This window comes from Streptomyces sp. NPDC102274, from assembly GCF_044766385.1.
Classification (GTDB): domain Bacteria; phylum Actinomycetota; class Actinomycetes; order Streptomycetales; family Streptomycetaceae; genus Streptomyces.
Genome location: NZ_JBIWLW010000001.1, coordinates 412,243 through 433,122 on the forward strand (window position 1 = coordinate 412,243; position 20,880 = coordinate 433,122).

17 protein-coding genes are annotated in these 20,880 nt (G+C 70.8%); 14 read left to right on the forward strand and 3 right to left on the reverse strand.

The window, feature by feature from the left end:
• The first annotated feature begins 15 nt into the window (after positions 1–15).
• From ACIRQP_RS01870 to ACIRQP_RS01900, 7 genes are all read left to right on the forward strand, one after another.
• Complete coding sequence (locus ACIRQP_RS01870; protein WP_403881813.1) at positions 16–1,548, forward strand: leucyl aminopeptidase; 1,533 nt, start codon at positions 16–18, stop codon at positions 1,546–1,548.
• 233 nt (positions 1,549–1,781) lie between these two features.
• Positions 1,782–3,170: a dihydrolipoyl dehydrogenase gene (lpdA, locus tag ACIRQP_RS01875; RefSeq protein ID WP_403881816.1), complete on the forward strand. Its 1,389-nt coding sequence runs from the start codon at positions 1,782–1,784 to the stop codon at positions 3,168–3,170.
• Between the two features lie 96 nt (positions 3,171–3,266).
• Positions 3,267–5,045, forward strand: a complete 1,779-nt coding sequence (gene sucB / locus ACIRQP_RS01880; RefSeq protein ID WP_403881819.1) for a 2-oxoglutarate dehydrogenase, E2 component, dihydrolipoamide succinyltransferase — start codon at positions 3,267–3,269, stop codon at positions 5,043–5,045.
• 152 nt (positions 5,046–5,197) lie between these two features.
• Entirely contained in the window at positions 5,198–5,821 is a 624-nt protein-coding gene (locus ACIRQP_RS01885) for a GntR family transcriptional regulator (protein WP_403881822.1), read from the forward strand.
• A 216-nt stretch (positions 5,822–6,037) separates the two neighbouring features.
• A complete protein-coding gene (gene aceE / locus ACIRQP_RS01890) occupies positions 6,038–8,716 on the forward strand; it encodes a pyruvate dehydrogenase (acetyl-transferring), homodimeric type (protein ID WP_403881825.1) in 2,679 nt (892 codons plus the stop codon).
• Between the two features lie 134 nt (positions 8,717–8,850).
• Positions 8,851–9,816, forward strand: a complete 966-nt coding sequence (locus ACIRQP_RS01895; protein ID WP_403881827.1) for a helix-turn-helix transcriptional regulator — start codon at positions 8,851–8,853, stop codon at positions 9,814–9,816.
• Positions 9,817–9,923: 107 nt separating this feature from the next.
• Entirely contained in the window at positions 9,924–10,445 is a 522-nt protein-coding gene (locus ACIRQP_RS01900; RefSeq protein ID WP_403882133.1) for a DUF4240 domain-containing protein, read from the forward strand.
• 31 nt (positions 10,446–10,476) lie between these two features.
• Here the strand turns inward: ACIRQP_RS01900 and ACIRQP_RS01905 are convergent, their stop codons facing one another.
• The gene (locus ACIRQP_RS01905; RefSeq protein ID WP_403881830.1) at positions 10,477–10,974 is read right to left on the reverse strand and encodes a GNAT family N-acetyltransferase; all 498 of its coding nucleotides are present in this window, start codon (positions 10,972–10,974) and stop codon (positions 10,477–10,479) included.
• 43 nt (positions 10,975–11,017) lie between these two features.
• Between ACIRQP_RS01905 and ACIRQP_RS01910 the strand changes: the two genes are divergently transcribed.
• Both ACIRQP_RS01910 and ACIRQP_RS01915 read left to right on the forward strand, forming a co-directional pair.
• The gene (locus ACIRQP_RS01910; RefSeq protein WP_403881833.1) at positions 11,018–11,902 is read left to right on the forward strand and encodes a TIGR01777 family oxidoreductase; all 885 of its coding nucleotides are present in this window, start codon (positions 11,018–11,020) and stop codon (positions 11,900–11,902) included.
• A 260-nt stretch (positions 11,903–12,162) separates the two neighbouring features.
• Entirely contained in the window at positions 12,163–13,485 is a 1,323-nt protein-coding gene (locus ACIRQP_RS01915; RefSeq protein WP_403881835.1) for an NAD(P)/FAD-dependent oxidoreductase, read from the forward strand.
• A 120-nt stretch (positions 13,486–13,605) separates the two neighbouring features.
• On the opposite strand, the gene ACIRQP_RS01920 is transcribed toward ACIRQP_RS01915, so the two are convergent.
• Entirely contained in the window at positions 13,606–15,057 is a 1,452-nt protein-coding gene (locus ACIRQP_RS01920) for a regulator (RefSeq protein ID WP_403881837.1), read from the reverse strand.
• Between the two features lie 298 nt (positions 15,058–15,355).
• On the opposite strand from ACIRQP_RS01920, the gene lipB reads away from it, so the two are divergent.
• The 4 genes from lipB (at position 15,356) to ACIRQP_RS01940 (ending at position 18,557) form a co-directional block, all read left to right on the forward strand.
• Positions 15,356–16,165: a lipoyl(octanoyl) transferase LipB gene (gene lipB, locus ACIRQP_RS01925; protein ID WP_403881839.1), complete on the forward strand. Its 810-nt coding sequence runs from the start codon at positions 15,356–15,358 to the stop codon at positions 16,163–16,165.
• A gap of 154 nt (positions 16,166–16,319) precedes the next feature.
• Positions 16,320–17,285, forward strand: a complete 966-nt coding sequence (lipA, locus tag ACIRQP_RS01930) for a lipoyl synthase (protein WP_403881842.1) — start codon at positions 16,320–16,322, stop codon at positions 17,283–17,285.
• A gap of 374 nt (positions 17,286–17,659) precedes the next feature.
• On the forward strand, positions 17,660–17,845 hold the full coding sequence (locus tag ACIRQP_RS01935; protein WP_030352759.1) for a hypothetical protein: 186 nt from the start codon (positions 17,660–17,662) through the stop codon (positions 17,843–17,845).
• 10 nt (positions 17,846–17,855) lie between these two features.
• Positions 17,856–18,557, forward strand: a complete 702-nt coding sequence (locus tag ACIRQP_RS01940; protein WP_403881844.1) for a DUF4191 domain-containing protein — start codon at positions 17,856–17,858, stop codon at positions 18,555–18,557.
• A 148-nt stretch (positions 18,558–18,705) separates the two neighbouring features.
• On the opposite strand, the gene ACIRQP_RS01945 is transcribed toward ACIRQP_RS01940, so the two are convergent.
• On the reverse strand, positions 18,706–19,173 hold the full coding sequence (locus tag ACIRQP_RS01945) for an RDD family protein (RefSeq protein ID WP_403881847.1): 468 nt from the start codon (positions 19,171–19,173) through the stop codon (positions 18,706–18,708).
• Between the two features lie 230 nt (positions 19,174–19,403).
• Here ACIRQP_RS01945 and glnA point away from each other — a divergent pair, with 230 nt between their 5' ends.
• A complete protein-coding gene (glnA, locus tag ACIRQP_RS01950) occupies positions 19,404–20,813 on the forward strand; it encodes a type I glutamate--ammonia ligase (RefSeq protein WP_403881849.1) in 1,410 nt (469 codons plus the stop codon).
• Positions 20,814–20,880: the final 67 nt, after the last annotated feature.

The following is a 20,880-nucleotide window of genomic DNA, read 5'->3' on the forward strand; positions in this document are numbered from 1 at the left end:
CGAGATTTCACCACCGTGACTGCTCTCACTCTCAGTACTGCCGGGGCGGCGACGCTGCGCGCCGACGCGATTGTCGTCGGCGTCGCGAAGGGCGCCAAGGGGCCGGTCGTGGCGCCGGGCGCCGAGGCCGTGGACAAGGCGTTCGACGGAAAGCTCGCCTCCGTCCTGGAGACCCTCGGCGCCTCGGGTGCCGAGGGTGAGGTGACCAAGCTGCCCGTGCTGTCGGGTCTGAAGGCACCCGTCGTCCTCGCGGTCGGGCTCGGCCCGGTCCCGGTGAAGGACGCGACGTACGGCACCGAGCCGCTGCGCCGCGCCGCCGGGGTCGCCGCGCGCGCTCTGTCCGGCGTGAAGAAGGCCGCGTTCGCGCTGCCCATCGAGGCGTCCGAGGCCGTCGAGGCCGTCGCCGAGGGCGCGCTGCTCGGCGCGTACGCCTTCACCGCGTACCTGGGCGGCGAGAAGAAGGCCAAGAAGGGTGACAACGGCCCGAAGCAGCCGCTCGGCGAGGTCGCGCTGCTGGGCGCCAGGCCGCGCGACAAGGCGCACAAGGCCGCGGCCGAGCGCGCGATCGCGCTGACCGAGGAGGTCAACCGCGCCCGCGATCTGGTGAACACCCCGCCGAACGACCTCACGCCCGAGTCCTTCGCCGCCGTGGCCACCGCCGCCGGCAAGGAGAACGGCATCAAGGTGCAGGTCCTCGACGAGAAGGCGCTCGCCAAGGGCGGCTACGGCGGCATCCTCGGGGTCGGCCAGGGCTCGGCCAACCCGCCGCGGCTGGTGAAGCTCGCCTACACGCACCCCGACGCGGTGAAGACCCTCGCCCTCGTCGGCAAGGGCATCACCTACGACTCGGGCGGCATCTCGCTGAAGCCGGCCGGTCACAACGAGACCATGAAGTGCGACATGAGCGGCGCCGCCGCGGTGTTCGCCACCGTCGTCACGGCCGCCCGGCTCGGTCTCGCCGTCAACGTCACCGGCTGGCTCGCCCTCGCGGAGAACATGCCGTCCGGCACCGCCACCCGCCCGGGTGACGTGCTGCGCATGTACAGCGGCAAGAGCGTCGAGGTCCTCAACACCGACGCCGAGGGCCGGCTCGTGCTGGCCGACGCGCTGACCCGGGCCTCCGAGGAGAATCCGGACGCGATCGTCGACGTGGCGACCCTGACCGGCGCGATGGTGGTGGCGCTGGGCAGCCGGACGTTCGGGATCATGGCGAACGACGAGGCGTTCCGTACCTCGATCCACGGGATCGCGGAGGAGGCCGGCGAGGCGTCCTGGCCGATGCCGCTCCCCGCGGACCTGCGCAAGGGCATGGACTCCCCCACCGCCGACATGGCGAACATCGGCGAGCGGATGGGTGGCGGCCTGGTCGCCGGGCTCTTCCTGAAGGAGTTCGTCGGCGAGGGCATCACCTGGGCCCATCTGGACATCGCGGGCCCGGCGTTCCACGAGGGGGCGCCGTACGGCTACACGCCGAAGGGCGGTACGGGCGCCTCGATCCGGACGCTCGTGAAGCTGGCCGAGCGCACCGCCGCGGGCGACCTGGGCTGACCGCGGACCACGCGGCGGCCGGCGGACCGGGGCTCCGGATGTGGGTGCGGGCGGTAGAACTATGTCGCCCGTCTCACCTCCGGGGCCCCGCGTCCCGTCTTGCTTCGACAAGTGCGAAGATGGGTTCTCGGCAGGACAGGGCCCCCACCACAGGGCCGAAGACATAGCGGCCGAAGACCAGCCGCCGCCCGGTCACCGGACCGCGCCCGGCGCACATGCATGGAGGACGTGACGTGGCGAACGACGCCAGCACCGTTTTCGACCTAGTGATCCTCGGCGGCGGTAGCGGCGGTTACGCCGCGGCGCTGCGCGGAGCGCAGCTGGGCCTGGACGTCGCACTGATCGAGAAGAACAAGCTGGGCGGCACCTGCCTGCACAACGGCTGCATCCCCACGAAGGCCCTGCTGCACGCCGGCGAGATCGCCGACCAGGCACGCGAGAGCGAGCAGTTCGGCATCAGGACCACCTTCGACGGTGTCGACATCGAGGGTGTGCACAAGTACAAGGACGAGGTCGTCTCGGGCCTGTACAAGGGCCTCCAGGGTCTGGTCGCCTCCCGCAAGGTGACCTACATCGAGGGCGCGGGCCGGCTCTCCTCCCCCACCTCCGTCGATGTGAACGGGCAGCGTGTCCAGGGCCGTCACGTCCTCCTCGCGACCGGTTCCGTACCGAAGTCGCTGCCGGGTCTGGTGATCGACGGCGACCGCATCATCTCCTCGGACCACGCGTTGACGCTGAACCGGGTCCCGCAGTCCGCGATCATCCTGGGCGGCGGTGTCATCGGCGTCGAGTTCGCCTCCGCGTGGAAGTCCTTCGGCACGGACGTCACGGTCGTCGAGGGCCTCAAGCACCTCGTCCCGGTCGAGGACGAGAACAGCTCCAAGCTGCTGGAGCGCGCCTTCCGCAAGCGCGGCATCAAGTTCAACCTCGGTACGTTCTTCGAGAAGGCCGAGTACACCCCGGACGGTGTCCGGGTGACGCTGGCCGACGGCAAGACCTTCGAGGCGGAGATACTGCTCGTCGCGATCGGCCGCGGTCCGGTCTCCGAGGGTCTCGGGTACGAGGAGCAGGGCGTCGCGACCGACCGCGGCTATGTCGTCGTCGACGAGTACATGCGCACGAACGTGGCGACCATCTCGGCGGTCGGTGACCTCGTCCCGACCCTCCAGCTCGCGCATGTGGGCTTCGCCGAGGGCATCCTGGTCGCCGAGCGGCTGGCCGGTCTGAAGACCGTTCCGATCGACTACGACGGCGTGCCGCGGGTGACGTACTGCCACCCCGAGGTCGCCTCCGTCGGTATCACCGAGGCCAAGGCCAAGGAGATCTACGGCGCGGACAAGGTCGTCGCCCTCAAGTACAACCTCGCGGGCAACGGAAAGAGCAAGATCCTCAAGACCGCGGGCGAGATCAAGCTCGTCCAGGTCAAGGACGGCGCTGTGGTCGGCGTCCACATGGTCGGTGACCGTATGGGCGAGCAGGTCGGCGAAGCTCAGCTGATCTACAACTGGGAGGCCCTGCCGGCCGAGGTCGCGCAGCTCATCCACGCGCACCCGACCCAGAACGAGGCTCTCGGCGAGGCCCACCTGGCCCTGGCCGGCAAGCCCCTCCACTCCCACGACTGATGCTTCAGTCCGAGCGCGACGACCACTACCGCACTTCCCCTCGCTCAGCGCTCCGCGCGAGCTGGGGAGACCCCATCGTTAGGAGCAACTGAAACCATGGCGGTTTCCGTAACCCTGCCGGCGCTCGGCGAGAGCGTCACCGAGGGCACTGTCACCCGCTGGCTGAAGGCCGAGGGCGAGCGCGTCGAGGCCGACGAGCCGCTGCTCGAGGTCTCCACCGACAAGGTCGACACCGAGATCCCGGCCCCGGCCGGCGGTGTGCTGGCCTCCATCAAGGTGGCCGAGGACGAGACCGTGGAGGTCGGCGCCGAGCTGGCCATCATCGACGACGGTACGGGCGGCCTCGCGGCGGCCCAGCCGGCGGAGGCCGCTCCGGCGCCCGTCACCGAGCCCGCTCCGGCCCCGGTGGCCGAGGCGCCCGCGGCCCCCGCTCCGGCTGCCCAGCCCGCGCCCGCCCCCGCCCCGGCCGGTGGCGCCTCCGGCACCGACGTCACGCTGCCCGCGCTGGGCGAGTCGGTCACCGAGGGCACCGTCACCCGCTGGCTGAAGGAGGTCGGCGAGGAGGTCGCGGAGGACGAGCCGCTGCTCGAGGTCTCCACCGACAAGGTCGACACCGAGATCCCCGCCCCGGTCGCCGGTGTGCTGCTGGAGATCGTGGTCGCCGAGGACGAGACCGCCGAGGTCGGCGCCAAGCTCGCCGTCATCGGTGCGCCGGGGGCCGCCCCGGCCGCGGCTCCGGCTCCGGCCGCTCCGGCCCCCGCGCCGGTCCAGGCGGCCCCGGTCCCCGCCCCGGCACCCGTCGCCGCTCCAGCCCCGGCTCCGGCGCCCGTGCCGGTCCAGGCCGCCCCTCCGGCTCCGGCTCCGGCCGCTCCGGCCCCGGCCGCTCCGGCACCCGTGGCCCCGGCCCCGGTCACCCCGGCGCCCGCCGCGACCACCGGTGACGACGGCGCGTATGTCACCCCGCTGGTGCGCAAGCTCGCCGCCGAGAACGGTGTCGACCTGGGCACGGTCAAGGGCACCGGCGTCGGTGGCCGTATCCGCAAGCAGGACGTCATCGCCGCCGCGGAGGCCGCCAAGGCCGCCGCACAGGCCCCGGCCCCGGCCGCCGCTCCCGCCGCCGCGTCGAAGGCGCCCACGCTGGAGGCGTCGCCGCTGCGCGGTCAGACCGTCAAGATGACCCGCATGCGCAAGGTCATCGGCGACAACATGATGAAGGCGCTGCACACGCAGGCCCAGCTGACCTCCGTGGTCGAGGTGGACATCACCAAGCTGATGCGGCTGCGCGCCCAGGCCAAGGAGTCCTTCGCCGCCCGTGAGGGCGTCAAGCTCTCCCCGATGCCGTTCTTCGTCAAGGCGGCGGCCCAGGCGCTGAAGGCCCACCCGGTCATCAACGCCCGGATCAACGAGGACGAGGGCACGATCACGTACTTCGACTCGGAGAACATCGGCATCGCCGTGGACTCCGAGAAGGGTCTGATGACCCCGGTCATCAAGGGTGCGGGCGATCTGAACATCGCCGGTATCTCCAAGAAGACCGCGGAGCTGGCGGCGGCGGTCCGGGCAAGCAGGATCACCCCGGACGACCTGGCCGGCGCGACCTTCACCATCAGCAACACCGGTTCGCGCGGTGCGCTGTTCGACACGATCATCGTGCCGCCGAACCAGGCCGCCATCCTGGGCATCGGCGCCACCGTCCGACGTCCCGTGGTCATCAACCACCCGGACCTCGGCGAGACGATCGCGGTGCGCGACATGACGTACGTCGCGCTCTCCTACGACCACCGGCTGGTGGACGGCGCCGACGCCGCCCGCTACCTGACGGCCGTCAAGGCGATTCTGGAAGCCGGCGAGTTCGAGGTCGAACTCGGCCTGTAGGCGGAGGCGAACCGAGCACCCATAAACCGAGCACCAAAAATACGTACGGCAACGGCGCCCCCGCCCGGATCTTTCTCCGGGCGGGGGCGCCGCCGTATGGTGCACGCCTCCGTATCGTTCATCCATAGACCGCTGTCCCCCAGGAGCGCTTCATGACCCCGCCCGTCATCCACTCGCTGCGCGAACAGATCCGCGAGCACATCGTGGAGGGGATCGTCAGCGGCCGCTGGAAGCCGGGTGAGCGGATCGTGGAGCGGCGCATCGCGACCGAACTCCAGGTCAGTCAGACGCCCGTACGCGAGGCGCTGCGCGAGCTGGAGAGTCTGCGGCTGATCGAGTCCGCGCCCAACAAGGGCGTACGGGTGCGGAATCTGACCGCGGCCGATCTGGAGGAGAGCTATCCCGTACGGGCGGGGCTTGAGCAGATCGCCGCGGAGCTGGCCGCCGAGCGCCTCGCGGTGGACTGCTCGGCGCTGGAGCCGCACGTACTGGCGCTGTACGAGGCGGACCGAAGAGCCGACGGGACCGGCCAGGTGCGGCACACCGTGGCCTTCCACCGGGAGCTGGTGAAGGCCGCCGGTAACAGTGTGTTGCTGCACACCTGGGAGGGGCTGGGCATCGAGGTCTTCACCGCGCTGTCGATCCGCTGGCTGGGAACGGTGCAGAAGTCGTACGCCGAGGAGCACGAGGAGCTGGTCGAGGCGTTCCGCAGAAGGGATCCCGGCATTGGCGCACTGGTGAAGGACCATGTGCTCGGATGTGCGCCGCACGCCTGATTCGCCGCTTCTGTCCTGACTCACTCTCCGTCACTCGGTGCCCCTTTCTGCGGCACGGAATGCCAATTCCTCCAGATCGAGAAGTTTTGCCCTTCAACCCTTTGATCGATCATCGATCAGCGATTTACAGTCTTAGACGGACTGCACCCAGTCCTCCGCCCTGTCCTGCCAGACAAGGCTCTTCTCCACCCCCCTCCTGTCCGGAAGGCGGCGACCATGCCCGACCCCGTAGGCAAACTTCCGAGCGAGCTTGACCAGCTCCCGGACCGTGATGCCGAGGAGACCGCCGAGTGGGCGGCCTCGCTCGATGCCGTGACCGAGCACGCCGGCCCGCACCGCGCCGCGTATCTGATGCGGCGCACCCTCCAGCACGCGGGAACGGCCGGGGTCCCCGTGCCCGCGCTGCTGGAGACCGACTATGTGAACACCATCCCCACCGCCTCCGAGCCCGCCTTCGACGGCGACGAGGCGATGGAGTCCCGGATCACCGCCTGGAACCGCTGGAACGCGGCGGCCATGGTCACCCGTGGCGCCCGCCTCGGCGTCGGCGGCCATATCGCCACCTTCGCGTCGGCGGCCTGGCTGTACGAGACCGGCTTCAACCACTTCTTCCGCGGCAAGGAATCCCAGGAGTCCCCCGGCTCCGGCGACCAGCTCTACATCCAGGGCCACGCCTCCCCCGGCATATACGCCCGCGCCTTCCTCGACGGCCGGCTGACCGAGTCGGACCTCGACCACTTCCGCCAGGAGGCGGGCGGCAAGGGCCTGCCCTCGTACCCGCATCCGCGCCGGCTGCCCTGGCTCTGGGAGTTCCCCACCGTCTCGATGGGTCTCGGTCCGCTCTCCGCGATCTACCAGGCACGCTTCAACCGCTATCTGACCAACCGCGGTATCAAGGACACCTCCGCCTCGCACGTCTGGGCGTTCCTCGGCGACGGCGAGATGGACGAGCCCGAGTCGACGGCGGCCCTGGCGCTCGCGTCCCGTGAGCAGCTGGACAATCTGACCTTCGTCATCAACTGCAACCTCCAGCGGCTCGACGGTCCCGTCCGCGCCAACTTCAAGATCGTGCAGGAGCTGGAGGCCCAGTTCCGCGGCGCCGGCTGGAATGTCATCAAGTCGCTGTGGGGCTCGGCCTGGGACGAGCTGTTCGCCCTGGACACCACGGGCGCGCTGGTACGCCGGCTGCGCCAGGTGCCCGACGCGCAGTTCCAGACGTACGCGACCCGCGATGTGGCGTACATCCGCGACCACTTCTTCGGCGTGGACCCGGCCCTCATCGCGCTCGCGAAGCTGCTGCCCGACGCGAAGATCGCCGAGTGTTTCTACACCTCGCGCGGCGGCCACGAGGCCCGCAAGGTGTACGCGGCCTATCGCGCGGCCCTGGCGCACAAGGGCGCCCCGACCGTGATCCTGGCGCAGACGGTGAAGGGCTACACGCTCGGCGCCGGCTTCGAGTCGCGCAACGCCAACCACCAGATGAAGAAGCTCTCGGGCGACCAGTTCCGCGCCATGCGGGACCTCCTCGACCTGCCGATCCCGGACGCGAAGCTGGACGACAGCCTCGTACCGTACGGCCACCCCGGCGCCGACTCCCCCGAGGTGCGCTACCTCCAGGAGCGCCGCGCGGAGCTCGGCGGCCCCGCCCCGGCCCGCCGGGTGCACGCCGTAGCCCTCCCCGAGCCGTCGGACAAGCCGTTCCAGGCGGTCTACAAGGGCTCGGGCAAGCAGTCGGTGGCGACCACCATGGCGTTCGTCCGGCTGATGAAGGACCTGATGCGGGACAAGGAGACCGGCAGGCGCTGGGTCCCGATCGTCCCGGACGAGGCCCGCACCTTCGGTATGGAGGCGCTGTTCCCCTCGGCCGGCATCTACTCGCCGCTGGGGCAGACGTACGACCCGGTGGACCGCGACCAGATCATGTACTACAAGGAAGCCAAGGACGGCCAGATCCTCAACGAGGGGATCACCGAGGCCGGTTCGATGGCGGACTTCATCGCCGCGGCGACGTCGTACGCGACGCACGGCGAGACGATGATCCCGTTCTACATCTTCTACTCGATGTTCGGCTGGCAGCGCACGGGCGACCAGATGTGGCAGCTCGCCGACCAGTTGGGCAAGGGCTTCATCGTCGGCGCCACCGCGGGCCGTACGACCCTGACCGGCGAGGGTCTCCAGCACGCCGACGGCCACTCGCACCTGATCGCGTCCACCAACCCGGCCGCGCTCAACTACGACCCGGCGTTCGCGTACGAGATCGCCGTGATCGTCAAGGAGGGCCTGCGGCGGATGTACGGCCCCGAGGCCGAGGACGTCTTCTACTACCTGACGGTCTACAACGAGCCGATGCCGCAGCCCGCGATGCCGGAAGGCGTCGAGGAGGGCATCGTCAAGGGCCTGTACCGCTTCAAGGAGGGCACCCCGGCCTCGGCCGACGCCCCCCGCACCCAGCTGCTGGCGTCCGGTACGGCGATCCACTGGGCCCTGGAGGCACAGGAACTGCTCGCCGCGGACTGGGGCGTCACGGCCGATGTCTGGTCCGCCACGTCCTGGGGCGAGCTGCGCCGGGACGCGATGGACGCCGACGAGGCGCTGCTGCGCGGCGAGGAGCGGGTGCCGTATGTGACGCGCGCGCTGTCCGGCGCGCCGGGTCCGGTCCTCGCGGTCAGCGACTGGATGCGTCAGGTCCCCGACCAGATCAGCCAGTGGGTCGAGCAGGACTACACCTCGCTCGGTACGGACGGCTTCGGGCTCTCCGACACCCGCGAGGCGGCCCGCCGTCATTTCGGTGTGGACGCCCGGTCGATCGTGGTCGCGGCGCTGGCGCAGCTCGCCCGCCGGGGTGAGGTCAAGCCGGAGCGGGTCGTGGAGGCCCGCGAGCGCTACGGCCTCTGAGCCCGGACCGCCGAGCCTCCGGCCGCCGAGCCCCTGGCGGTTGAGCCCCGGCGGTCGAGTTCCCGGCCTGAGGCCCGGTCACGCCCCGGGAGCCCCTGTCACGTTGTGGCGGGGGCTCCCTGCATCATGGATCCATGCGTGCTGCTCGGCTGATCAAGATGGTTCTCCTGCTCCAGTCCAGACCGTCCATGACCGCGGGCGAACTGGCCCGGGAGCTCGAAGTGTCCGAGCGGACCATCACCCGGGACGCCCAGGCGCTCTCCGAGGCCGGGGTCCCGGTCTACGCGGACCGGGGCAGGAGCGGCGGCTACCGGCTGGTCGGCGGCTACCGCACCCGGCTGACCGGGCTGGCGCGCGGCGAGGCCGAGGCGCTGTTCCTCTCCGGAGTGCCGGGCGCGCTGCGGGAGATGGGCCTCGACGATGTCTCGTCGGCGGCCCGGCTGAAGGTGTCCGCGGCGCTGCTGCCGTCGCTGCGGGACGCCCCGGACTCGGTGGCGCGGCGCTTCCATCTGGACGCGCCGGGCTGGTACCAGGAGCCGGAGACGCCCGAGCTGCTGCCGGTCCTCGCCGAGGCGGTCTGGGGCGACCGGCTGGTCGCGGCGCGCTACCGGCGCCAGGACACCGAGGTGGAGCGGGAGCTCGCCCCGTACGGTCTCGTGCTCAAGGCCGGTGTCTGGTACGTCTGCGCCTGCTCCCAGGGGGCCTTCCGGGTCTACCGGGTGGACCGGTTCGCCTCGGCGGAGACCTTGCAGGAACGATTTTCCAGGGATGAGTCCTTTGATCTGCCCGGGTTCTGGGAGGAGCGCGCCTCGGAGTTCGCGCGCTCGCTGCTGCGGACGGAGGTCGTGATCCGGCTCTCGGCGGACGGCGCCCACCGGCTGCCGTACGCCGTCGACCGCGTGGCCGCCCGCGAGGCGCTCGCCTCGGCGGAACCGCCGGACGACCGGGGCCTGCTCACGCTCGCGCTGCCGGTGGAGTCGGAGGACGTGGCGTACTCCCAGCTGCTCACGCTCGGCCCGGACGTCGAGGTCCTGCACCCGGCCGCCCTGCGCGACCGCTTCGCCGAGGCGGCACGGCGGATGCGGACGCTGTACGGGTGACCGGGCGGCTGTCCGGGGTGACGTACCCGAACACCCGGCAACGAAACGGCTCACAATCCGTGGCTCCGCGTGCGCCGCCCTCCCGTAAGCACGATGCTGGACCCGTGATGGACGAGACGGAGTTCTGGGAGATCGTCGACAGCACCCGCGAGGCCGCCGAGGGCGACCCCGAGGACCAGGCCGATCAGCTGGTCGAGCGGCTGCTACAGCTCGACCCCGACTCCGTACTGGACTTCTCGCGCCACTTCGAGTCGCGTTACAACCGCGCGTACCGCTGGGACCTGTGGGGCGCCGCCGCCGTACTGCTCGGCGGCGTCAGCGACGACGCCTTCGACTACTTCCGCTGCTGGCTCATCGGCCAGGGCCGCGAGATCTTCGAGGGCGCGCTGCACGATCCGGACGCGCTGGCCGAGTTGCTGGACGACTTCGACCCGGACATCGACGGGGACGGCGAGGAGTTGGGGTACGCGGCGGACGAGGCGTACGAGCAGCTGACCGGGGTGGTGGCACCCGCCCTGGGCATCGCCGCGCAGCCGACCGAGCCGGAGGGCACACCCCTGGACTTCGAGGACGAGGCGGCGCTCGCGGAGCGCTTCCCCCGGCTCTCGGAGCGCTTCGGCGGCGAGTAGGCCCTCCAAGTGGGCCTGACTCCGGCCGCGCTCAGTCCGTCAGCGAGATCCCCATCAGCACATCGTCCACGTACACGCCGTCGAGGCAGAACTCCCCGGGCAGAACCCCCTCGACGACATAACCCTCCGCCTCGTACAGCGCGCGGGCCGGCGCGTTGTGCCCGAGCACCCGCAGCGTCAGCCGCCGCGCGCCCTGGTTGCGCGCGTGCAGCGCCGCCGCACGCAGCAGCGCGCGGCCCACACCGCGCCCGCGCGCCCACTCGTGGACCGCGAGCCCCTGGATCTGCCGCACATGCGCGTTGCCGGCGAGCGGCGTCGGCCGCGCCACCCGGATGTAGCCGGCGATCCGCTCGTCGTCGACCTCGGCGACCAGGAAGTCCTCGGGCCGGTGCCGCGCGTCGAAGAACGGACCGTACGGCGGCCGCGGCCGCGGTGACACGGCGTGCAGCGACGACCAGGTCGCCCGGTCGAGCTCGCCCAGGATTCCGTCGTCGGAAGGGAGTGCGGGACGTATCTGTGCGTCGGACATGGCGCAACTGTGCCATGGGGCGTTCCCCGGGCAGGATGGGTCCATGAGGATCGCGATCACCGGTTCCACCGGGCTCATCGGTACGGCACTCGCACGCTCCCTTCGCGCCGACGGCCACGAGGTGGTCCGCCTGGTGCGGCGCCCCGTCCGGACGGCCGACGAGGTCGAGTGGGACCCGCTGCGGCAACGGATCGACGGCCACCGCCTCAACGGCTGCGAGGCGGTGGTCCATCTCGCCGGAGCGGGCATCGGCGACCGCCGCTGGACCGAGGCGTACAAGAAGGAACTCCGCGACAGCCGGGTCCTCGGCACCGCCACGATCGCGGAGGCCGTCGCCACCCTCGACCAGCCGCCACGGGTGCTGGTGTGCGGGTCCGCCATCGGCTTCTACGGCGAGACCGGAGACCGGAGGGTGGACGAGAGCGCGCCTCCCGGCGACGGATTCCTCCCCTCGCTCTGCGTGGCGTGGGAGGAAGCGGCCGTGGCGGCGGAAGAGGCGGGCGTACGAACGGTGTTCGCGCGCACGGGCCTCGTGGTCGCGCGCGGGGGCGGGTCCTGGGGCCGGCTCTTCCCGCTGTTCCGCGCGGGCCTGGGCGGACGGCTCGGCTCGGGGCGCCAGTACTGGAGCTTCATCGCGCTCCATGACGAGGTGGCCGCGCTGCGGCATCTGATCGACACGGAAACTCTGGAGGGCCCGGTGAACCTCACCGCGCCGGAACCGGCCACGAACCGCGAGATCACGGCGGCGATGGGCCGCGTCCTGCACCGCCCGACGCCGTTCCCGGTCCCGGCGGTGGCGCTGCGGGTGGTGCTGGGCGAGCTGTCGGCGGAGGTTCTGGGGAGCCAACGGGTGGTGCCGACGCGGCTGCTGGAGTCGGGGTTCCGGTTCGCGTTCCCCACGATCGAGGAGGCGGTGCGGGTGGCGTAGGCGGTACGCCGTCCGGCGGGGGGGCGTGGTGCGGGGTGCGTTCGTTTTCGGCTCGGGCCGGTTGCCGCACCCGCCCCCAACCCCTCCCAGGTCGCCGGGGTGCCCCGACCCCCGGCCCAGCCACAACGACCGCAACCCACACCCGCACCCGCACACCGGCGACCGCCCCCCATGCATCGGTGACCCCCACGCGCGCGGACGCCCCCCGCCCCCTCCCTCCCTACTCTCGACCCAACCGCGCCGACCTCGGGGAGGGGCACGTGCTCAGCACCGCACTCAGCACCGCGCACCACGCAGACGTCGTCATCATCGGAGCCGGCCTCGCGGGTCTGGCCGCGGCTCATCATCTGACCAGCGCAGGGGTGAGAGTCAGCGTCCTGGAGGCCGCACCCCACGTCGGCGGTCGCATGGCCACCGACCGGGTCGACGGCTTCCGGCTCGACCGGGGTGGGCGGCTGCTCACCACCTCGTATCCGGAGCTGCTCCGTACACCGGGCCTGGAGGGCGCCGCCTTGCGGATGTTCTCGCCGGGTGTGGTCGTGCACAGCGACGGGCGGAACTACCGGACCGGGGCCATAGGGAGCGCGCGTGGCGCACTGACAGTGGCACGCGCCCTGGCGAGCGCCCCCCGTCCACCGCTCGGCGGCGCGGTCGACCAGGCCCGGCTCGGCGCGGCCCTGGGCCGCCTCGCGGCCACGCCCACTTCCCGGCTGCTGGCCCGCCCCGAACGGGCCGCGCGGGAGGCTCAGTCGGTCCGCGGACTGCCCGTACGTACGGTCAACGGCTTTGTCCGCCCGCTGCTGTCCGCGCTGCTCTGCGACCCGGAGCTGACCACGTCGAGCCGGTGCGCGGACCTGGCGCTGCGCGCGTTCGCCCGGGGCAGGCTCTGTGTCACCGCGGGCGGCGCCTCCGTACTGCCCGAACTGCTGGCGCGGACGCTGCCGGAGGGCACGGTCCGTACGGATGTGTGTGTCACGAACGCGTCGATCTCCGGCGTCACCACCAAGGAGCACGGCGAGATCACCTGCCGCTCGCTCGTGGTGGCGACCGGCGCGCGGGCCGCGGCCGAGTTGCTGCCGGGCCTGCGGGTGCCGGACTTCCACGCGGTGACGGTGCTGCACCACACCGCGCCCGCCGCCCCGTTGACCGATCCGGCGCTGCTGCTGGACGCCGACCGGAGCGGACCGGTGGCGCATACGGCGGTGATGAGCGCGGTCGACCCGTCGCGCGCGCCGGAGGGCCGCGCACTGATCTCGTCGACGGTGCTGGGGCCCCCTCCCCCGGCCGCGGTTCTCGACCGTACGGTCCGCGCGCAGCTCGCGCGGCTCTACGGGACGCCGACCGACGACTGGGAGCTGCTGGCCGTCCATCACGACCCGGAGGCGGTGCCCGCGATGTCTCCGCCGCACGATCTGCGGCGCCCGGTCCGGCTGTTGTCGGGGCTGTACGTGTGCGGCGATCACCGCGATACGAACACGGTCCAGGGGGCACTGTTCTCGGGCCGCCGCGCCGCCCACGCGATCCTGCGCGACCTGGGCGTACGCCCCGCGTACGGACCGGATCAGCTGTCGGCGGTGGCGTAGTCCGGCCAAGGCGAACCGACGCGCGCCCACATACCCACGCACCGCGAAGGCTCCGGTCCCGTCCGGGCGCCGACTCACCTCGGACGGGACCGGCTCAAGTCCCGGCGGACGCCGATCCGTTCAGCCGAGCGCCGCGACCCGTTCGCGGTAGTTCCGTACGGCCGCCGCGTCCCGGTACGGCTCCAGCCGCCGTTCGAAGTCCCGTACGTACTCCACCGCCCGCGCCGACCGCATCTCGGTCGCCTGCTGCGCCGCCTCCGCGCCCAGCAGGCACGCCTGGTCGAGCTCGCCGAGGCCCAGACGGCCGCAGGCGAGCACGACGCGGCAGAAGAGACGGCTGCGCGCGAACGCCGGGGAGCGCAGCTGGAGCGAGCGTTCGGCGTGCTGCACGGCGGCGCGGTACTGCTGGAGATCGCGGTGGCAATGCCCGAACTCGTCGGCGAGCTGCGCCTCGTCGAAGAAGCGGGCCCAGTGCGGTACGTCGTCGCCGGGGCGTGCCGCACCCAGGGCGCGTTCCGCCCGTACGAGGGAGGCCGTACAGGCCCGTACCTCACCGAGCACGCCGTGCCCCCGGGCCTCGGCGGAGTGCAGCAGCGCCTGGACGACCGGGGGTGCGGACGCGCCGATGCCCTGCTGGGCGACGCGGGCGAGCTGGACGGCTTCCCGGCCGTGGCCGAGGTAGACCGCCTGACGGCTCATGGTGGTCAGGACGTACGAACCGTACGCGCGGTCGCCCGCCGCCTGGGAGAGCCGAAGGGCCTGGACGAAGTAGCGCTGGGCGAGGCCGTGGGCGGCGATGTCGTACGAGGTCCAGCCCGCCAGCCGGGTCAGATCCGCCGCGGCGGCGAAGAGTCTGCGCCCGGTGGTCTCCCCGTACAGGCCCCGCAGCATCGGCTCGGCCTCGTGCTCCAGATAGCGGACGAGCGCCTGCCGGGCGTGACCGCCGCCGTAGGCGTGGTCGAGGGTGCGGAAGAGGTCGCCGACCGAGCGCAGGGCCTCGATGTCTCCTACGGTGACCCGCTGGCCGACCGCGCGTTCGGTGCGCTGCCGGGGGACGGGCGGGGACACGGGCCTTCCCTGGGTGGGCACGCGGGCGGCGTTCTGCGGGAGGGCGGCCGGGTGGGCCACCCGCTCGTCGGGACGTCCGATCAGCCAGTCGCGGCTGGGGACGACCAGCCCGGCCGGGGTGAACGCGATCTTGCGCAGTTCGCTGTGGCTGCCGGAGTCCTTGCGCCAGAGTCCGCCGACGATGTCGACGGCCTCCTCGGGGGTGGAGGCGAATTCGAGGCCCGCGTAGACGGGGGCGCAGGCGTCCAGGCCGAGGTCCTGGGCGGAGAGCCGGCGGCCGAGACGGCGGGTGAAGACCTCGGCGATCAGTGCGGGGGTGGTGCCGCGTGGTTGCTGTCCGCGCAGCCAGCGCGTCACCGACGTCTTGTCGTACCGCAGATCGAGGCCGTGCTCCAGACCGAGCTGATCCACCCGGCGGGCGAGACCTGCGTGGGAGAAACCGGCTTCTGAGATGAGCGCGGCGAGCTGGCGGTTGGGGATGCGCTGCGGAGGTCGTTCCGACATCAGCTGTACGGTCTCCTGCCTTCCGGGCCCGGGGAGCAGCCCTCATGGAACGGCGCGAATTTAGTAGCAGTGACCGGTTTCACCGGCACGTTCGCCCCATATTCATCCGTTCGTGTGAGGATCGATGGCGTCGCTGACGAGCGGGCGGCGGCGGTATGGCATGGGGCCGCGCGGGCGACCCGGCGGAGGCCCGGCGGGAGGGGTCCGGAAGCACCTGCCCGGCTCACCGCCGAGGGCCCGCCGTACAGTGGCGAGGGCGCGATATGTGCACTGTGAAGGTTCTGAAGGAGGCACTGCCGTGAGTGAGCTGCGGTACATCCGCCTGGGGTTCGGCGCGGAATCCGTCGAGTACCAGGAGGCATGGCAGGAGCAGCGCCGGATACACGCGGCCCGCTTCGCGGACGAGATCCCCGACACCTGTCTGCTGCTTGAGCACCCGCCGGTCTATACGGCCGGACGGCGTACGGCGGACAGTGAACGCCCGCTGGACGGCACCCCCGTCGTCGATGTGGACCGCGGCGGAAGGATCACCTGGCACGGCCCCGGCCAGCTGGTGGGCTACCCGATCCTGAAGCTGCCGCGCCCGGTGGATGTCGTGGCGCATGTCCGCCGGCTCGAAGAGGCCCTGATCCGTACGGCCGCCGAATTCGGTCTGGAGACGTCCCGGGTCGAGGGCCGCAGCGGGGTGTGGGTGCTCGGGGATCCGCTGGCGGAGCGGCCGGCGGTGGGCGGGCTCTCGCTGGACTTCGATCCCCGGGTGGCGGACGAGGAGTTCGACCCGCGGCTGAACGGCCCGGAGTACGCGCCGTCCAACGCGGGCCAGCGCCGGGAGGACCGCAAGCTGGCGGCGATCGGTATCCGGGTCGCCAAGGGCGTGACCATGCACGGCTTCTCGTTCAATGTGAATCCGGACAACACCTGGTTCGACCGGATCGTGCCGTGCGGTATCCGGGACGCGGGCGTCACCTCACTGGCGTACGAGCTGGGCCGGGACATCACGGTGGAGGAGGTCGTCCCGGTGGTGGAGAGGCATCTGCGGGACGTACTGGACCACGCGGAGCCGATGCCGCGCGAGATCGAGCGGGAGAGTGAGCGCGCGAGCGCCTAGGGTCTCTCGCGCCCTGGGCCCGGCTCCTGGGCCGACCGGGGGAATGTGCCCCTCTGGCCACGGGTTGGCCAGACGTAATGCCACGCAAATATCGGGCGTAACCTGGTGTTCGCCGAAGAATCGAATGCCGCGCCAGCAGAGAGAGGTGCCGGACGTGTCCGCTGTCGCACCCGACGGACGCAAGATGCTGCGCCTGGAGGTCCGGAACAGCCAGACCCCCATCGAGCGCAAGCCCGAGTGGATCAAGACCCGGGCGAAAATGGGTCCCGAGTACAAGCAGCTGCAGAATCTCGTGAAGAGCGAGGGGCTGCACACGGTCTGCCAGGAGGCGGGCTGTCCGAACATCTTCGAGTGCTGGGAGGACCGCGAGGCGACCTTCCTCATCGGCGGTGACCAGTGCACCCGGCGTTGTGACTTCTGTCAGATCGACACGGGCAAGCCGGACGCGCTGGACCGCGACGAGCCGCGCCGCGTGGGTGAGTCCGTCGTCACGATGGACCTGAACTACGCCACGATCACCGGCGTCGCGCGCGACGACCTGGAGGACGGCGGCGCCTGGCTGTACGCGGAGACCGTGCGCCAGATCCACGCGCAGACGGCGCTGCGCGAGAGCGGCGCCACCAAGGTCGAGCTGCTCGTACCGGACTTCAACGCCGTTCCGGAGCAGCTGGCCGAGGTCTTCTCCTCCCGGCCCGAGGTGCTCGCGCACAATGTCGAGACGGTGCCGCGGATCTTCAAGCGGATCCGCCCCGGATTCCGGTACGAGCGCTCCCTCGAAGTGATCACGCGCGCCCGTGAGGCGGGCCTGATCACCAAGTCCAATCTGATCCTGGGGATGGGCGAGGAGCGCGCCGAGGTCAGCGAGGCGCTGCGGCAGCTGCACGAGGCGGGCTGCGAGCTGATCACGATCACGCAGTACCTGCGTCCGTCCGTACGACACCATCCGGTCGAACGCTGGGTAAAGCCCCACGAGTTCGTGGAGCTGAAGGACGAGGCCGAGGAGATCGGCTTCTCGGGCGTGATGTCGGGACCGCTGGTGCGGTCGTCGTACCGGGCGGGCCGGCTGTACCAGCAGGCGATGGAGCGACGCGGCGCGGTGGTCACGGCCCAGGCCGTATAAGGGATCCGGGCCTCGGCCAGGCTGTGTGAATCCGAGCACAAGTGGCTACCCGGCAGTAGAGGCGAAGCGTCACGCGGTCCGTACTCACCCGCAGGTCATGGGTCGTACGGGCCGCGTCGGTGTCTCCGGGGGCGGCCCGGGGACCGCTTCCGGGGTTTCATTCGCGTTTGACCGGTCGGTCACGCACTGGTAACACCAGTGAGTGACCCTGAATGCACGTTCCGCGTACAGGTGTCCGCGTCTTCGCCTCTACGTTCACGTTCACCTTCACAGCTCCTGAAGGGACCGCCGCCATGCAGGTCGCGCCGGTACGACCCGTACGCCCCGTACAACCCGTCACGAAAGCGGTGGCGGCAGCCGCACCACGCACCCGCATGGTGCTGCCCTCCGTCTCCACCGCGCTGCGCGCCGTGGAGTCCCTGCTCCTGAGCGGTGGCCAGCGTACGGCCCGCCGAAACGCCTGGACGGCCGTGCTGGAGGACCGCCGCAGGGCCAAGGACCGGGTCGAGGCGGAGCATGTACTGGAGGCGGTGTCGGAGGCCACTTCCCACGCCACGTAAACTTCTGGGCATGGCGAGGAAGGAAAACGCAGACACTGCTGCGAACCCGGGGCGACTGAAGCAGATCGCCCTTACCTACAAGATGACCCGGCGGGCCGACTCGAAGGTCGGTCTTGTCGTCGCGGGTGTGGGAATCGTCACCTTCGGTGTCTTCCTCGCGGTCGGCTTCTTGATCAACCACCCCATCTATCTGGGCATCCTGGGCTTCATCCTGGCGTTCCTCGCGATGGCGATCATCTTCGGCCGCCGCGCCGAGCGAGCCGCCTTCGGGCAGATGGAGGGCCAGCCGGGAGCGGCGGCGGCCGTCCTGGAGAACGTCGGACGCGGCTGGACCACCACGCCCGCGGTGGCGATGAACCGCAACCAGGACGTCGTCCACCGGGCCGTCGGCAAGGCGGGCATCGTGCTGGTGGGCGAGGGCAACCCGAACCGGGTGAAGGGCCTGCTGGCGGCCGAGAAGAAGCGGATGGCGCGCATCGTGGTGGATGTACCGGTGCACGACATCATCGTCGGTGACAGCGATGGCCAGGTGCCGCTGAAGAAGGTCCGTACGACGATGCTGAAGCTGCCCCGGGTGCTGGCGGGCCCGCAGGTGACGGCGGCCAACGACCGGCTGCGGGCGATGGGCGACCTGATGAGCAACATGCCGCTGCCGAAGGGGCCGATGCCGAAGGGCATGCGGATGCCGAAGGGCGGCGGAAAGCCGCGCTGATCTCCGTGTACACGGTTGGGCAGACGTTGTAGACGTTCAAGAGGGCGGTCCGGAACGCGAGTTCCGAACCGCCCTCTCTATTGGACCCCTACTGGTCTCTATTGGCCCCCTACTGGTACTGGACGCTGGATCCGCACCCGATGGGACTCTAGATCCGCACCTGCACGGCGCGGGCGAGGCGGTCGTGGAGCCCGCGAGCGTCGCGGTCCCAGATCAGCGCGGGGATGGCCAGGCAGAGCAGCACGCTGCGTACGAGCGCGCGGCCGAACCCCATCCGCTCGCCGCTCTCGGTGATGACTCGCAGGGCGAACAGGCGCTTGCCGGGGGTGAAGCCGACCGTACCGAGGGTGAGCACGCTGAGTACGAGAAGGACGCCGAGGGCCCAGTTGCCCGATGCCTGCCAGTCACCCCGGGCGAGCAGCCCGTATGCGATCAGCATGCACAGCGCCCAGTCGACGAAGAGGGCGCCGAAGCGCCGGCCGAGCGGGGCGACGGAGCCCGGTCCGTGTTCCGGCAGACCGAGCCGCTCGCCCCGGTAACCGAAGTCGACACCCATGTCCTCGGCTGCCGCGCGCGGTCCGGAGAGCCACGATCCGATTGCTTCCCTGTTGTCCACCCGTCCACGGTACTGCGACCTGTTTTCGGCCCCGGGAACGGGGGGTACGCGGGCGCTGACGGAGGCGCCGTACGCCCCGGCGCGCACCCGGGCTGGTTAACTTCGGCGAAACAAATGGGTCATGCTGGAGAAATCCCGGAAACCTATGGTCGGGTCCAGCGTGTGCCACCGCACTGGCCGCACGACCGTTAACCCCCGCCCCTCCCCGGGTCGGGAGGAGGAGGAGCTGGATGTTCCAGAACGCCGACGAGGCCAAGAAGTTCATCTCGGACGAGGACGTCAAGTTCGTCGATGTCCGTTTCTGCGACCTTCCTGGCGTGATGCAGCACTTCACGATCCCGGCGAAGGCGTTCGACCCGGCTGAGGAGCTGGCCTTCGACGGCTCGTCGATCCGCGGCTTCCAGGCCATCCACGAGTCGGACATGGCGCTGCGCGCGGACCTGTCGACGGCCCGGCTGGACCCCTTCCGCCGTGACAAGACGCTGAACCTCAACTTCTTCATCCACGACCCGATCACGGGCGAGCAGTACAGCCGCGACCCGCGCAACATCGCCAAGAAGGCCGAGGCGTACCTCGCCTCCACCGGCGTCGCGGACACCGCGTACTTCGGCCCCGAGGCCGAGTTCTACGTCTTCGACAGCGTGCGTTTCAACACCACTGCGAACGAGGGCTTCTACCACATCGACTCCGAGGCCGGCGCCTGGAACACCGGTGCGCTCGAGGACAACCGCGGCTACAAGGTCCGCTACAAGGGCGGCTACTTCCCGGCCCCGCCGGTCGACCACTTCGCCGACCTGCGCGCCGAGATCTCCCTGGAGCTGGAGGCGTCCGGTCTCCAGGTCGAGCGCCAGCACCACGAGGTCGGCACGGCCGGCCAGGCGGAGATCAACTACAAGTTCAACACGCTGCTCGCCGCGGCCGACGACCTGATGCTCTTCAAGTACATCGTGAAGAACGTCGCCTGGCGCAACGGCAAGACCGCGACCTTCATGCCCAAGCCGATCTTCGGTGACAACGGCTCCGGCATGCACGTCCACCAGTCCCTGTGGCAGGGCGGCACCCCGCTCTTCTACGACGAGCAGGGCTACGCGGGCCTCTCGGACACCGCCCGCTACTACATCGGCGGCATCCTGAAGCACGCCCCCTCGCTGCTGGCCTTCACCAACCCGACGGTGAACTCGTACCACCGCCTGGTCCCCGGCTTCGAGGCCCCGGTCAACCTGGTCTACTCGCAGCGCAACCGCTCGGCGGCCATGCGCATCCCGATCACGGGCTCGAACCCGAAGGCCAAGCGCGTCGAATTCCGCGCCCCGGACCCGTCCTCGAACCCGTACCTGGCCTTCTCGGCCCTTCTCCTCGCGGGCCTGGACGGCATCAAGAACAAGATCGAGCCGGCCGAGCCGATCGACAAGGACCTCTACGAGCTCGCCCCTGAGGAGCACGCGGGCGTCCCCCAGGTCCCGACATCCCTCCCCGCGGTCCTGGAGGCCCTGGAGACGGACAACGAGTACCTGCAGGCCGGCGGCGTCTTCACGTCGGACCTGATCGAGACGTGGATCGACTACAAGCGCACGAAGGAAATCGCCCCGATCCAACTGCGCCCGCACCCGCACGAGTTCGAGCTGTACTTCGACATTTAGGAACGCCCCAGGTCAGAGCGGCTGTTCGCTCCCCTGGGCCGTCCATGGGCCGTCGGCCGTGCGCTCC

Coding starts and splice junctions, on each gene's coding strand:
- sucB (WP_403881819.1), top strand. CDS start 3,267: ATGGCGGTTTCCGTAACCCTGCCGGCGCTCGGCGAGAGCGTCACCGAG.
- ACIRQP_RS01885 (WP_403881822.1), top strand. CDS start 5,198: ATGACCCCGCCCGTCATCCACTCGCTGCGCGAACAGATCCGCGAGCAC.
- aceE (WP_403881825.1), top strand. CDS start 6,038: ATGCCCGACCCCGTAGGCAAACTTCCGAGCGAGCTTGACCAGCTCCCG.
- ACIRQP_RS01895 (WP_403881827.1), top strand. CDS start 8,851: ATGCGTGCTGCTCGGCTGATCAAGATGGTTCTCCTGCTCCAGTCCAGA.
- ACIRQP_RS01900 (WP_403882133.1), top strand. CDS start 9,924: ATGGACGAGACGGAGTTCTGGGAGATCGTCGACAGCACCCGCGAGGCC.
- ACIRQP_RS01905 (WP_403881830.1), bottom strand. CDS start 10,974: ATGTCCGACGCACAGATACGTCCCGCACTCCCTTCCGACGACGGAATC.
- ACIRQP_RS01910 (WP_403881833.1), top strand. CDS start 11,018: ATGAGGATCGCGATCACCGGTTCCACCGGGCTCATCGGTACGGCACTC.
- ACIRQP_RS01920 (WP_403881837.1), bottom strand. CDS start 15,057: ATGTCGGAACGACCTCCGCAGCGCATCCCCAACCGCCAGCTCGCCGCG.
- ACIRQP_RS01935 (WP_030352759.1), top strand. CDS start 17,660: ATGGTGCTGCCCTCCGTCTCCACCGCGCTGCGCGCCGTGGAGTCCCTG.
- ACIRQP_RS01940 (WP_403881844.1), top strand. CDS start 17,856: ATGGCGAGGAAGGAAAACGCAGACACTGCTGCGAACCCGGGGCGACTG.
- glnA (WP_403881849.1), top strand. CDS start 19,404: ATGTTCCAGAACGCCGACGAGGCCAAGAAGTTCATCTCGGACGAGGAC.